Raw genomic sequence first — 15100 nt, forward strand, 5'->3', positions numbered from 1 at the left:
GGTTCCTGGTAAGACAGTTGTCCGCCACCGCGATAGGGGGCGTTAGGGGCAGCCAAGGGGCGGCCTCACAGCCCCCGCTCCGCGAGCCATCCGTCGACGGTGGCGCCGAGTTCCGGGCCACGTTCGCCGACCATGGTGAAGTGGTCGCCGGCCGCGTCCCGCGTCTCGTGCGGGTACGGCCACACCGACCGCCACCCGCCGGGTTCCCCGGTCCACTCCCCCAACGGCTCGCCGGCGCGTACGAGCAGCGTCGGCGCGGCCATCGGCGCGGGGTTCCAGTCGAGGAACAGCGGCAGGTAGCCGGCCCACGCGGTGGCCCGGTGGTCGTCCATCGGGGTGTACGCGCTGTCCCGCTCGACCATCCCGTCGAGCAGCTGCGAGGTCCAGCCGCCGAGCACCTCGCTGCCGGGCGGGTAGGTGTCCATCAGCACCACCGCGGCCGGGGCGCGGCCCTGCCGCTCCAGCTCGGCGGCGAGCAGGTTGGCCACCATGGCGCCGCCGGAGTGGCCGGCCAGCACGAAGCCGCCGGGTCCGACCGTCCGCAGCACGGTGTCCACGTGCACCCGCAGCAGCGCGTCGAGGTCGGCGGGCAACTCCTCGCCGACGCCGAACCCGGGGTTGGGCAGCGCCCACACGTCACGCCGGCCGCGCAGCCCGGCGGCGACGCGGGCGTACTCGTGCGCGCCGGAGAGCAGCGACATGGTGCAGCAGCAGACCACCGGCGTGGCCGGCCCGTCGGCCAGCCGCATGACGCCGGCCGGCCGGGTGAGGTCCTCCGGGCCGGTGAAGCTGGGCCGGAACTGGGCCAGCTTCACCAGCAGCTCGGCGTAGCCGGCCGCGTCGGCGCGCGCCTTGGGCTGCCGGAACAGCCCGCCGAGCAGGCCGCCCGCGCCGTCCGGCGTCGCCGCGTCGGCGGGCGCGTCGGCGGCCTGCCCGCCGAGGATCGCGCCGAGCAGGTGCCCGGCCAGCGCGACCGGGGTGGGGTGGTCGAAGAGCAGGGTGGCGGACAGCTCGGCCCCGGTCTCCTGGCGCAGCGCGTCACGCAGCTCCAGCGCGGTGAGCGAGTCGAAGCCCAGCTCCAGGAAGTCCCGGTCCTCCTCGACCGCGCCCGGACCGGCGTGCCCGAGAACGGTGGCGGCCTGTGCCCGGACCAGGTCCAGCAGGATCCGCTGCCGGTCCCCGGTGGGCACGGCGGCCAGCCGGTCCCGCAGCGCGGTCGCCGGGTCGGAGCCGCCCCCGGTGGCCGGGCCGGCCGCGTCGGGCAGGGCCGCGTCGGGCACGCCGCGCAGCAGCGGGGCCGGGCGGACCGCGGTGAACGCGGGCACGAACGCCGGCCAGTCGACATCCGCGACGGCGACCTCGTCGCCGCCACCGGCGACGGCCCGGTCCAGCGCGTCGAGGGCCACGCCGGGGTCCAGCGGGCGGATGCCCCGGCGGCGCAACTGCTCCGGGTCGGTGGCCTCGCCGTGCCACGGCGCCCACGCCAGCACGGTGGCCGGTCGGCCGGCGGCGCGGCGGCGGGCGGCGAGGGCGGCCAGGCCGGCGCCGGTCGCGGCGGTGACCGCGGCGCCGCCGCTGCCCCAGGTGGCGGCCGTGGAGACGAAGATCAGGAACTGGTCGACCGGGTGGTCGGCGCAGACGGCGTCGAGCCGGGCCACCGCGGCCAGGTGCGCGCCGACCGTGTCGGCCAACCGGTCCGGGTCGGCCGCCGCGACCGGCTCGCCGGCCCCGCCGGCGTCGGCCACGTGCAGCACGGTACGCACCGGCGTGCCGGCCGCGGCCAGTCGCGCCAACGCGGCGGACAGCGCGTCCGGACCGGCCACGGTGGTCACCTCGAGGCCGTGCGCCGTGGTCAGGTCGACGTCGCCCACGGTCTGCCCGCCCCCGTCCACCGTCGTCCGCCCGGTGTCGTCGCCGGTCGGGTCGTCGTCGGTGAAGGCCGGCGGGCCGGCCAGGAGCAGGTGGGTCGCGCCCGCCTCGGCGAGCCGGCGCAGCAGGTGCGGGCGGCGGACCGGGGCGTCGCCGTGCACCAGCACCGCGCCGTCCGGCCGCCACGGCCGGTCGACGCCGGCCGGCGCGCGTTCCAACCGGCGGGCGCGCAGGCCACCGGCGCGGATCGCGAGCTGGTCCTCGACGCCGTTCCCGGCCACCACGCGGGCGAGCCGGGCGGCGTCCGGGCCGGCCGGTTCGGCGGGCAGGTCCAGCAGGCCGCCCCAGAGCCGGGGGTGTTCCAACGCCAGCACCCGGCCCAGGCCCCAGAGGCTGGCGACCGCCGGGTCGGGCGCCGGGTCGTCGGCGTCGACGGCGACCGCGCCCCGGGTGACGCACCACAGCGGCGCGGTGACCCCGGCGTCGGTAAGCGCCCGCACCAGCGCGACGGTGCCGGCGAGGACGTGCGCGCCGCCGGTGGCCGTCGCTCCGGCCGCGCCCGTTCCCCGCCCCGGTCCGGCCGCCGGCGCTCCGCTGTCCGCCGACGCGTGGACGGCGGCGACGGCGGGCAGCAGCGAGATCACCCGGACCGGGGTGACCGTGTCGAGGCGGTCGCGCAGCGTGGCGACCGGGTCGACGCCGGGCGGCGCCGGTACGGGCACCGGGTCCAGGCCCTCGGCGCGTACCGCGTCGGTCACGGCGTCGAGCAGGCCGCCGGGTAGGCCGACGACCAGGCACGGGCCGGTGGGCGCGGCGCCGGTGGGCGGGTCGACCGGGGTCCAGCCGGTCCGGTAGCGCAGTCCGTCCAGGGTGGCCGCCCGGCGGCGGCGGTCCCGGTAGCCGGTCAGCGCCGGCAGCAGGTCACCGAGCGGGCCGGCCGCGTCGTCGTCGAGGCCGAGCAGGTCGGCGAGCGCGGCCGGGTCGCCGCCCTCGGCGGTGGACCAGAACTCGCCGTCGGCCGGGTCGGCGGGGCGCGGGGCCAGGTCGAGCCGGATCGGGTCGGGCCAGAACCGCTCGTGCTGGAACGCGTACGTGGGCAGGTCGACCCGGGTGGCGTCGGTGCCGGCGAACAGCGCGGGCCAGCGTACGCCGGCACCGCGCAGGTCCACGGCGGCGAGCGCGGCGAGCAGGCCGGCCGGTTCGGACAGCTCACGCCGGGCGGCCGGGACGAACGCGGCCGGCTCGGCGTCGGGCAGGCACTCGCGGGCCAGCGCGGTCAGCGCGGCGTCCGGGCCGAGGTCCAGGAAGGTGCCGGTCCCGGCGGCGGCGAGCGTGGCCACCGCCGACGAGAACCGCACCGTGTCCCGGACGTGCTCGACCCAGTAGCCGGGGTCGGTGGCCTGCGCGTCGGTGAGCGGCTCCCCGGTGCGGTCGGAGACCAGCGGCACACTCGGCGGCTGCCAGGTGAGTTTCTCGGCGACCACCCGGAACTCGGCCAGCATGTCGTCCATCCGGGCCGAGTGGAACGCGTGGCCGACCCGCAGCCGGCGGGTCCGGCGGCCCTGGGCGGCGAGCCGCTCGCCGGCGGCGAGCACCGCGTCCTCGTCACCGGAGAGCACCACCGCTTCGGGGCCGTTCACCGCGGCCAACGCCACCCGCGCGTCGAGCAGCGGCGTCACCTCGGCGGCGGACGCGCGGACCGCGAGCATCGCGCCGCCGGCCGGCAGCGCCTGCATGAGCCGGGCCCGGGCGGCCACCAGCGTGGCCGCGTCCGGCAGCGACAGCACGCCGGCGACGTGCGCGGCGGCCAACTCGCCGACGGAGTGGCCGAGCAGGTGCGCCGGGCGCAGGCCGACGCTGGTGACCAGCCGGTACGCGGCGACCTGGTAGGCGAAGAGCGCGGGCTGGGTCCACTCGGTGCGGTCCAGCAGCGCCGCCTCCGGGGTGTCCGGCGCGGCGAACGCCACCTCGCGCAGCGGGCGGCTCAGGTGCCTGTCGAGTTCGGCGGCCACCTCGTCGAACGCGGCGGCGAAGACCGGGAAGCGGCGGTGCAGGTCGGCGCCCATGCCGGGGCGCTGGCCGCCCTGCCCGGGGAAGAGGACGGCGAGCTTGCCGGCCGGCCGGGCCACGCCGCGGACCACGCCGGGGGCGGGCCGCTCCTCGGCGACCGCGCGCAGCCCGGCGCGCAGCGCCGCCGGGTCGTCGCCGGTGACCGCGGCCCGGTGCGGCAGCGCCGCCCGCGTGGTGAGCAGCGCGTACGCCACGTCGGCCGGGCGCAGGTCGGGGTGGGCGGCGAGGTGGTCCAACAGCCGGCGGGCCTGCCCGGCGAGCGCCGGCCCGGAACGCGCGGAGACCACCCACGGCACCGGCGGGGCGGGGTGTCCGGCCGGCGGGCCGGGTAGCTCCTCGACCTGTTCGATGACGGCGTGGGCGTTGGTGCCGCTGACGCCGAACGCGGAGACGCCGGCCCGGCGTGGGCGGCCGGTCGCCGGCCAGGGCCGGGCGTCGGTCAGCAGCTCCACCGCGCCGGCCGACCAGTCGACGTGCGGCGTGGGCCGGTCGACGTGCAGCGTGGCCGGGAGCCGGCCGTGCCGCATGGCGAGCACCATCTTGATGATCCCGGCGACGCCGGCGGCGGCCTGGGTGTGGCCGATGTTCGACTTCACGGAGCCGAGCAGCAGCGGTTCGGCCCGGTCCTGGCCGTACGTGGCGAGCAGCGCCTGCGCCTCGATCGGGTCACCCAGCGTGGTGCCGGTGCCGTGCGCCTCCACCACGTCCACCTCGGCGGCGGTGAGCCCGGCGTTGGCCAGCGCGGCCCGGATGACCTTCCGCTGGGCGGGGCCGTTGGGCGCGGTGAGGCCGCTGCTGGCGCCGTCCTGGTTGACCGCGGTGCCGCGTACCACGGCGAGCACCGGGTGGCCGTGGCGGCGGGCGTCGGAGAGCCGTTCGACGAGCAGCATGCCGACGCCCTCGGACCAGCCGGTGCCGTCGGCGGCGGCGGCGAACGACTTGCACCGGCCGTCGGTGGACAGGCCGCGCTGCCGGGAGAACTCCACGAAGACGGTGGGGGTGGCCATCACGGACACGCCGCCGGCCAGCGCCAGCGTGCACTCCCCCAGCCGCAGCGCCTGGCAGGCCAGGTGCAGCGCGACGAGCGACGACGAGCAGGCGGTGTCCACGGTGACCGCCGGGCCCTCCAGGCCCAGCGCGTACGCGATCCGGCCGCTGGCCACCGCCGCCGCGCTGCCGGTGCCGAGGTAGCCCTCGACGCCGCCGCCGACGCCGGTGAGCAGCGCCGCGTAGTCGCCCTGGCTGCTGGTGGCCGCGTACACGCCGGTGGGCGCGCCGCGCAGCGCGGTGGGGTCGACGCCGGCGGACTCGAACGCCTCCCACGCGGTCTCCAGCAGCAGCCGCTGCTGCGGGTCCATGGCCAGGGCCTCACGCGGGCTGATGCCGAAGAACGCCGGGTCGAAGTCGCCGGCGTCGGGCAGGAAACCGCCGTCGCGGACGTAGGACGTGCCCCGGCTGGCCGGGTCGGTGTCGTAGAGCGCGTCGAGGTCCCAGCCCCGGTCGGCGGGGAACGGCGCCATCGCGTCGCGGCCGGCGTCGACCAGCTCCCAGAGCTGCTCGGGCGAGCGCACCCCGCCGGGGAAGCGGCAGCTCATCCCGATGATCGCCACCGGTTCGGTGAGCCGGTCGGCGAGCTGCTGGTTCTGCTGCTTGAGTTTCTGGTTGTCCAGCAGCGACGCGCGCAGCGCGCCCACCACCTCGTCCAGCGAGACGCTCATCGGGCCCTCCCTGCGGCCGGCCGGGTCACGAGTCGGATCCTTCGAGCGCCATCCGGACCAGTCCGGCGACGTCGAGGTCGTGGATCTCGGCCGCCGGCACGTCCGGGGCCGGGTCGGCGGCCGGCGCGGCGGTGTCGCGGCCGAGGCGCAGCAGCTCGTCGAGCAGTCCGGCCTGGCGCAGCCGGTCCAGCGGGATCGCCGCGAGCACCCGCCGCACCGTCTCCTCGTCGGCGCCGCCGGCCGGCTCGTCGCCGCCGGGGAACAGCTCGTCGTCGAGGTACGCGGCCAGCCCGGCCGGGGTCGGGTAGTCGAACACCACGGTGGTGGGCAGTTCGCGCCCGGTCGCGGCGGTGAGCAGGTTGCGCAGCTCCACCGCGGTCAGCGAGTCGAACCCGAGGTCGAGGAAGCCCCGTTCCGGCTCGACCGCGTCGACCGAGGGGTGGCCGAGCACCTTCGCCGCGTCGGTGCGTACCAGGTCCAGCAGCGCGTCCCGGCGGTCGTCGGCGGTCAGCGCGCGCAGCTCGGCGAGCCGGTCCCGGCCGTCCGGCCCGGCCGCTGCGACCGGCTCGGCGGCAGCGGCGGCGAGCGCCCGCACGGCCGGCAGGTCGGCCAGCAGCGGGCTGGGCCGCAGCGCGGTGAACAGCGGGTGGAACGTGGCCCAGTCGACGTCGGCGACGGTGACGCAGGTGTCGCCGGCGGCGAGCGCGTGCCGCAGCCCGGCCATCGCCGGTTCGGGCGGCAGCACCCGCAGGCCGCGTCGGCGCAACTGCTCCGGCGCGTCGTCGTCGAACATGCCGGACTCGGTCCACGGCCCCCAGGCCACCGACGTGGCCGGCAGCCCGCGGTCCCGTCGCCGCTCGGCGAGCGCGTCCAGTGCGGCGTTGCCGGCCGCGTACCCGCCCTGCCCGCCGCTGCCCCAGGTGGCGGCGATGGAGGAGAAGAGCACGAACGCGTCCAGCTCGACGCCGTCGAGCAGCTCGTCGAGCAGCTCCGCGCCGGCCAGTTTCGGCCCGATGACGTACGCCAGGTCCTCCAGCGTGGTCTCGGCCAGCGGCACCACCTCGCTGACGCCGGCGGCGTGCACCACCGCGCGCAGCGGTGGCCCGTCGGAGCGCAGGTCGGCGAGCAGCGCGGCCATGGCGGTCCGGTCGGCGGCGTCGGCGCGGGCGACGCGGCAGTCGACGCCGGACGCGGTCAGCTCGGCCAGCAGGTCCGTCGCACCCGGCGTGTCGACGCCACGCCGGCTGGTCAGCACGATCCGTTCGGCGCCGGCGTCGGCCGCCCAGCGGGCCACGTGCCCGCCGAGCGCGCCGGTGCCGCCGGTGATCAGGACCGTGCCGCGCGGCTGCCACGGCGGGCGTTCACCGTCGGTGGCGGCGGGGGCGAGCCGCCGGGCGTACGTCCCGTCGCCGCGTACCGCGAGCTGGTCCTCCGTGGTGGTGGTCAGCAGCGCGGCGAGTCGGCGGACGGTGTCGTCGTCCACGGTGGCGGGCAGGTCGACCAGGCCGGCCCAGCGGGCGGGCTGTTCCAGCGCGGCGACGCGGCCGAGGCCCCACAGCGCCGCCTGCCGGGGACTGGGCGGGGCGTCGCCGACGCCGACCGCGCCGCGGGTGGCGCACCAGAGCCGGGCCGGCGCGTCCAGGTCGGTGAGTGTCTGGAGCAGTCCGACGGTGGCGGCCAGGCCGCGCGGCAGGGTCGGGTGCTCGGCGTGCGGCGTCTCGTCCAGTCCGAGCAGGGACAGGATGCGGGCCGGCCCGTCGGCGGTGGCGGCGGCGACCAGGTCGGTCAGCCGGGTGGCCAGTTCGTCGGCGTCGGCGGTGGTGTCCACCGGCGCGGTGGTGGCCGCCGGGCCGAGCGCGCCGGCCAGCGCGACCAGGCCCGGTTCGGCGGCCCGGTCGGCGGGCAGCAGCACCAGCCAGCGGCCCGGACCGTCCGGCGCGGGCGCGGTGGTGGCGTCGACCGGTTCCCAGTGCACCCGGTAGCGGCTGCCGTCCACCACTGACCGTTCCCGGCCGCGTCGCCGCCACGCCGACAGGGCCGGCAGCACCGCGTCGAACGGCTGGTCCGGGGCCACGTCCAGCTCGGTGAGCAGGCCGTCCAGGTCCTCCGCCTCGACGGCCGCCCAGAAGCGGCGTTCCACGGCGGTGTCCTCGGCGGGCGGCGCGGTCAGCCAGGCCGGCGGCTGCGGCCAGTAGCGCTGCCTGTCGAACACGTGGGTGGGCAGGTCGGCCGGTTGCGGGTCGGCGTCGGCGTAGAGCGCGGGCCAGTCCACGCCCACGCCGTGCACGTGCAGCGCGGCGACCGCGCGCAGCAGGGTGAGCGGTTCCGGCCGGTCCCGGCGCAGCGTGGGCAGCACCGGCGGGACCGGCCCGTGGGCGGCCAGCACGCCCTGGGCCGGCGCGGTGAGCACCGCGTCCGGGCCGACCTCGAGGTACGCGGTGCAGCCGTGCTCGCGCAGCGCGGTGAGCGCGTCGGCGAAGCGGACGGTGTCGCGGGCGTGCCGGGCCCAGTAGCCGGGCGCGCCGATGGTCGCCGCGTCGACCGGCGCGCCGGTGACGGTGGAGATCAGCGGCACGGTCGGCGGGTGGTGCGGCAGCCGGGCGGCGAGCGCGGCCAACTCGTCGAGCACCGGTTCCATCAGCGGGCTGTGGAACGCGTGGCTGACGGTGAGCCGTCGGGTGCGTACTCCCCGGGCGGTCCAGTCGGCGGCGGCCCGGTCGACGGCGTCGGCGGGGCCGGCGACCACGACGGCGGCGGGGCCGTTGACCGCGGCGACGGCGAGCCCGTCGGTAAGCGTGGCGCGGACGTCGTCCTCGCTCGCGGCGACCGCGAGCATGGCGCCGCCGGTGGGCAGCGCCTGCATGAGCCGGCCCCGGGTGGCGACCAGTTCGGCGGCGTCGGCCAGGGTGAGCACGCCGGCGGCGTGGGCGGCGGCGAACTCGCCGATGGAGTGCCCGGCCACCGCGTCCGGGCGCAGGCCCCACGCGGTGAGCAGCCGGAACAGCGCCACCTCGACGGCGAACAGCGCCGGCTGGGTGAACTCGGTGCGGTCCAGCAGCGCCGCGGTGTCGGTGCCGGGGTCGGCGTCGAGCAGCGGGCGCAACGGCCGGGACAGGTGCGGGTCGAGCGCGGCGCACGCCTCGGTCAGCGCGGCGGCGAACACCGGGTACGCGGCGGCCAGCTCGCGGCCCATGCCGGGGCGTTGCGCGCCCTGCCCGGAGAACAGGTAGGCCACCCGGGGCCGGCCGGTCACCGCGCCGGTGACCAGCGCGGGCGAGTCGTCGCCGGTGGCGAGCGCGCGGAGCCCGGCGCGCAGCGCCCGCCGGTCGGTGGCGAGCACGACCGCGCGGTGGTCCAGCGCGGCCCGGGACACCGCCGAGGACCAGCCGACGTCGACAAGCGGGGGCGCGGTCGGACCGGCGAGCCGGTCGGCCCACGGCGTGGCCTGGGCGGCCAGCGATCCGGCGGTACGGGCGGACAGCAGCACCGGCACCACCGGCGGCTCCGCCGGTTCCCCGGTCGGCACCGGCGGCTCGGGGGCCTGCTCCAGGATGGTGTGGGCGTTGGTGCCGCTGATCCCGAACGAGGAGACGGCGGCGCGGCGCGGCCGGCCGGTCAGCGGCCAGGGCCGCCCCTCGGTCAGCAGGTCCACCGAGCCGGTCGTCCAGTCCACCTGGTCGCTGGGCGCGTCGACGTGCAGGGTCGGCGGCAGGTAGCCGTGGCGCAGCGCGAGGATCATCTTGATCACGCCGGCGACGCCGGCGGCGGCCTGGGTGTGGCCGATGTTCGACTTGATCGAGCCGAGCAGCAGCGGCCGGTCCGCCGGCCGGCCCTGCCCGTACGTGGCGAGCAGCGCCTGCGCCTCGATCGGGTCGCCGAGCCGGGTGCCGGTGCCGTGCGCCTCGACCGCGTCCACGTCGCCGGCGTCGAGCCGGGCGTTGGCCAGCGCCGCGCGGATGACCCGCTGCTGGGCCGGCCCGTTCGGGGCGGTGAGCCCGTTGGACGCGCCGTCCTGGTTGACCGCGCTGCCCCGGACCACGGCGAGCACCGGGTGGCCGTTGCGGCGGGCGTCGGAGAGCCGCTCGACGAGCAGCACGCCGACGCCCTCCCCCCAGCTCGTGCCGTCGGCGCCGGCCGCGAACGCCTTGACCCGGCTGTCCGGGGACAGTCCGCGTTGCCGGCTGAAGCCGACGAACACGCCGGGGGTGGACATCACGGTGACGCCGGCGACCAGCGCCAGGGAACACTCGGCGGCGCGCAGCGCCTGGCCGGCCCAGTGCAGCGCGACCAGCGACGAGGAGCAGGCGGTGTCGACGGACACGGCCGGCCCTTCCAGTCCGAGCGTGTACGACACCCGCCCGGAGAGCACGCTGCCGGCGTTGCCGGTCATCAGGTGCCCCTCGGCGCCCTCGGCGGTGAGCATGAGGTTGCGGTAGTCCTGGTAGTTGGTGCCGACGAAGACGCCGGTGGGGGTGCCGCGCAGCGTCCGCGGGTCGATGCCGGCGCGTTCGATCGCCTCCCACGAGGTCTCCAGCAGCAGCCGCTGCTGCGGGTCCATGGCGAGCGCCTCGCGGGGGCTGATGCCGAAGAAGCCGGGGTCGAAGTCGGCGACGTCGGGCAGGAAGCCGCCCTGGCGGGCGTAGCTGGTGCCCTCGACGGCGGGGTCGGTGTCGAAGAGCCGGTCGAGGTCCCAGCCCCGGTCGGTGGGGAAGTCACCGATGGCGTCGCCGCCGGCGGCGAGCAGTTGCCACAGCCGTTCCGGGTCGTCCGCGCCGCCGGGGAAGCGGCAGCTCATCGCCACCACGGCCAGCGGCTCGTCGGGGGTGGCCACGGCGGCCGGCCCGTCGACCGGCGTGCCGGCGCCGGTGAGCAGCTCGTCGAGGTGCCCGGCGAGCACCGCCGGGTTCGGGTAGTCGAACGCGAGCGTGGCGGGCAGCCGCAGCTCGGTGGCGGTGGCGAGCAGGTTGCGCAGGTCCACCGCGGTCAGCGAGTCGAGGCCGAGGTCGCGGAACGGGCGGGTGACGGGCACGTCGGCGGCGGCGCCGTAGCCGAGCGCGGTGGCGGCGCACTGGCGGACCAGGTCGCGCAGCGTCTCGGTGCGTTCGGCGGCGGTGCGGCCGGCGAGCTGCCGGGCCAGCGCCGAGCCGGGCTGGTCGGCCGGTTCGGGCGCGGTCGGCGTCTCCGGGGGGCGCAGCGCGTCCCGGACCTCGGGCAGGTCGCCGAGCAGCGGGCTGGGCCGGACCAGCGCGAACGCGGGCGCGAAGCGGCCCCAGTCGACGTCGGCGACGACCACTGTGGGTTCGTCGCGGCCCAGCGCCCTTGCCAGGGCCGCGACGGCGAGGTCCGGGTCCATGGCGACCATGCCGCCGCGGCGCAGCCGCTGCTGGGCGCGTTCGTTGTCGGCGGGCAGGCCGGCGCCGGCCCAGGCGCCCCAGGCCACGGAGAGCGCCGGCAGCCCGTCGGCGCGACGTCGGTGGGCGAGCGCGTCGAGGTGGGCGTTCGCCGCGCCGTACGCGCCCTGGCCGGCGTTGCCGGTGGTGCCGGCGACGGAGGAGAAGAGCACGAACGCGTCCAACTCGTGGTCGCGGGTGAGCGCGTCGAGGTGGTCGGCGGCGGCGCTCTTGGGCGCGGCGACGGTGTGCAGGCGGGCGGGGGTGACGGTGTCCACGATGCCGTCGTCGAGCACGGCGGCGGTGTGCAGCACGGCCCGCAGCGGCGCGTCGTCGGGCAGGTCGGCGAGCAGCGCGGCGAGCTGGTCGCGGTCGGTGACGTCGCAGCGGGCCACGGTGACGCGTACCCCGAGGTCGGTCAGCTCGGCGGCGAGGTCGCCGGCGCCGGGGGCGTCGGGGCCGCGACGGCTGGCCAGTAGCACGTGCGCGGCGCCGGCGCGGGCGGCCCAGCGGGCCAGGTGCCCGCCGAGGCCGCCGGTGCCGCCGGTGATCAGCACGGTGTCGCGCAGTCGGATCGTGTCGTCGGCGAGGTCGGTGGTCCGGGTGAGTCGGCGGGCGTGGGCGCCGGTGTCCCGGACGGCGATCTGGTCCTCGACGCCGTCGGCGCCGAGCACCGCGCCGAGGAGCGCGGCGGTGGTGGCGTCGAGCCGGTCGGGCAGGTCGACCAGGCCGCGCCAGCGGGCCGGGTGTTCCAGCGCGACGGCCCGGCCGAGGCCCCAGACGGCGGCGGCGGCCGGCTCGGGGGCGGGATCGGTGTCGCCGGTGGTGACGGCGCGGCGGGTGGCGCACCAGAGCGGCGCCTCGACGCCGAGCGCGCCGAGCGCCTGGACCAGGTGGGCGGTGCCGGCGACACCGAGCGTGGTGGCCGGGTGCTCGGGGTGGGCTCGCCCGTCGAGCCCGAGCAGGGAGAGCACGGCGGCGGGTCCGTCGGCGGGCAGCGCGGCGCGCAGCCGGTCGGCGAGCGCGGCCGGGTCGTCGGCCGGGTCGACCGGCACGGGTACGGCGTCGGCGCCGACGTTGCCGAGCGCGCCGAGCACGCCGGTGACGAGCGGATCGTCGGCCAGGTCGGCGGGCACGGGGACCAGCCAGGCGCCGGTGAGCCGGGTCAGCGGCAGGTCGGGCAGCGGGGTCCAGGTGACCCGGTAGTGCCAGCGGTCGGGGTCGGGTTCGCCGTCGCGCTCGGTGACGAAGCGCGGCGGGGCGGGCCAGTACCGCTGGTGGTCGAACGCGTAGGTGGGCAGCGCGACGGTGTCCGTCCCGGCCAGCACGCGGGTGAGGTCGACCGGCAGGCCGATGCTGTACGCGGTGGCCAGGTTGGTCAGCAGCCGGGTCGGGTCGTCCTCGCCCCGCCGCAGCGTGGACAGCGTGTGCCCGGCCGTGCCGAGGTCGTCCAGGATCGCCGTCACCGGCATGGTCAGCACCGGGTGCGGCGAGATCTCCACGAACGTCGTGTGTCCCGCCTCGACGGCGGCGCGCACCGCCGTGTCGAACCGGACGGTCTGCCGCAGGTTGTCGTACCAGTAGTCGGCCGTCATCGTCGCCGGGTCCACCCAGTCCCCGGTCAACGTCGACACCAGCCGGGTGTGACCCGCCTGCGGCGTCACGCCGGCCAGGTCGGTACGCAGTTGCTGCGCCACCTCCTCCACGGCCGCCGAGTGGGAGGCGTAGTCCACCGGGATCAGCCGGGCACGCACACCCTCGGCCTGACAGGCGTCCACCAGGTCCGCGACCGCCTGCGGCGGGCCGGAAACCACCACTGTCGACGGGCCGTTGACCGCCGCGATTCCCACCCCCGCGAAGCGTGATCCGTTCGCGGTCGACCCCGCGCCGACGGACGCCGTCGCGCTTCCCGCCAGCCGTGCGGTGACGTCGTCGGCCGACAGGTCGACCGACGCCATCGTGCCGGTGCCGCGCAGCACCGACAGCGCCCGCGACCGCAGGGCCACCGTCTTCGCGGCGTCGTCCAGGGACAGGATCCCCGCCACGCAGGCCGCGCCGATCTCCCCCTGCGAGTGACCGACCACCGCCTGCGGGCTCACCCCCACGTGCCGCCACACCGCGGCCAGCGCGACGCCGACGGCCCACAGGACCGGCTGCACCACCTCGACGCGGTCCAGCCACGACTCGTCGTCCCCGGTCAGCACCGACACCAGGTCCACGTCCAGATACGGCGTCAACGCCGTCTGGCACTCGGCCAGCGCGGCGTCGAACGGCGCGCACCGGCCCACCAGACCCGCCGCCATCCGCGCCGACTGCGCGCCCTGACCCGGGAACACGAACACCGGACCGGCGGGCCGCTCCGCCGTGCCGGTCACGACCGCCGCCGACGGCGTGCCGGCCGCGACCGCGTCCAGACCGGACAGCAGTTCCTCGGCCGACGACCCGAGCACCACCGCCCGCTTGTCGAACGCGGACCGGGTGGTGGCCAGCGACCAGGCCACCGTGGCCGGGTCGGCCGGGTGCGCGCGCAGGTGCGCGGCCAGCCGCGTGGCCTGCCCGGCGAGCCCGCCCCGGGTACGGGCGGACACCGGCCAGGCGGTGACGGCGGCGGCGAGCAGCCCCGGGGCGGGGACGGCGCCGGTCGGCGCGGGTGCCTCCGGCGCCTGTTCCACGATGACGTGCGCGTTGGTGCCGGAGATGCCGAACGAGGAGACCGCCGCCCGGCGGGGACGGCCGCGCTCCGGCCACGGCCGCGCCGACGTCACCAGTTCCAGCGCGCCGGACGACCAGTCGATGTGCGGGGACGGCTCGTCGACGTGCAGCGTCGCCGGCACCAGTCCGTGCCGGATGGCCAGCACCACCTTGATCACCCCGGCCACCCCGGCGGCGGCCTGGGCGTGCCCGATGTTCGACTTCACCGAGCCGAGCAGCGCCGGCCCGGCGTCGCCACGGTCCTGCCCGTACGTGGCCAGCAGCGCCTGCGCCTCGATCGGGTCGCCCAGGTTGGTGCCGGTGCCGTGCGCCTCGATGAGGTCCACGTCGGCGGTGGCCAGTCGGGCCGCGGTGAGCGCCTGGCTGATCACCCGCTGCTGGGCGGGCCCGTTCGGGGCGGTGAGCCCGTTCGACGCGCCGTCCTGGTTGACCGCGCTGCCGCGCAGCAAGGCGAGCACCGGGTGCCCGTTGCGGCGCGCGTCGGAGAGGCGCTCCACCAGCAGCCAGCCGACGCCCTCGGAGAACCCGGCGCCGTCGGCGGCGGCGGCGAAGGAGCGGCACCGCCCGTCCGGGGAGAGCGCGCGCTGCCGGCTCGACCCGATGTAGAGGCCGGGGGTGGCCATCACGGTGACGCCGCCGGCGAGCGCCAGTTCGCACTCCCCCGCCCGCAGCGCCTGGGCGGCCAGGTGCAGCGCGACCAGCGACGAGGAGCAGGCGGTGTCGATGGAGACGGCCGGGCCTTCCAGGCCGAGCGTGTACGACACCCGACCGGAGGCGACCGCCGCCGCCCCACCGGTCATCGAGTGGCCCTCGTCGCCGTCGGGCGACATCATCAGCAGCGTGCCGTAGTCCTGCCCGTTGGTGCCGACGAACACCCCGGTGCGGCTGCCGCGCAGCGCGGCGGGGTCGATGCCGGCGGACTCGACGGTCTCCCAGGCGGTCTCCAGCAGCAGCCGCTGCTGGGGGTCCATGGTGAGCGCCTCGCGGGGCGAGATGCCGAAGAACGCGGCGTCGAAGTCCCCGGCCCCGTCGAGGAAGCCGCCCTCGCGGGCGTACGAGGTGCCGGGGTGGTCGGGGTCGGGATGGTAGAGCCGGTCGAGGTCCCAGCCCCGGTCGTCGGGGAACGGGGCGACCGCGTCCCGGCCCTCGGTCAGCAACTCCCACAGGTCCTGCGGGTCGCGTACGCCGCCGGGCAGCCGGCAGCTCATCGCGACGATCGCCACCGGCTCCAGTTCCTGGGACTGGGCCTCGCTGAGCCGGCGGCGGGTGTCGTGCAGGTCCGCCATGACCCGCTTGAGGTAGTCGCGGAGCTTGTCTTCATTGGCCATCGGGTGCCGCTTC

The 15100-nt window shown here is 77.7% G+C and carries 2 protein-coding genes; both read right to left on the minus strand.

Annotated features, from left to right (window positions below):
- Positions 1–65: 65 nt before the first annotated feature.
- Positions 66–5657 (minus strand): type I polyketide synthase, encoded by a 5592-nt coding sequence (locus VKK44_RS14085; RefSeq protein ID WP_343447413.1) that lies wholly within the window; start codon positions 5655–5657, stop codon positions 66–68.
- A 25-nt stretch (positions 5658–5682) separates the two neighbouring features.
- Positions 5683–15087, minus strand: a complete 9405-nt coding sequence (locus tag VKK44_RS14090; protein WP_343447414.1) for a type I polyketide synthase — start codon at positions 15085–15087, stop codon at positions 5683–5685.
- Positions 15088–15100 lie beyond the last annotated feature (13 nt).

The sequence above is a fragment of the Micromonospora sp. DSM 45708 genome (assembly GCF_039566955.1).
In the GTDB taxonomy this organism is placed as follows: domain Bacteria; phylum Actinomycetota; class Actinomycetes; order Mycobacteriales; family Micromonosporaceae; genus Micromonospora.

What these genes read in the sequence shown, in the direction of transcription:
- VKK44_RS14090 (WP_343447414.1), bottom strand. Translation starts at nt 15,087, where the DNA reads ATGGCCAATGAAGACAAGCTCCGCGACTACCTCAAGCGGGTCATGGCG.
- VKK44_RS14085 (WP_343447413.1), bottom strand. Translation starts at nt 5,657, where the DNA reads ATGAGCGTCTCGCTGGACGAGGTGGTGGGCGCGCTGCGCGCGTCGCTG.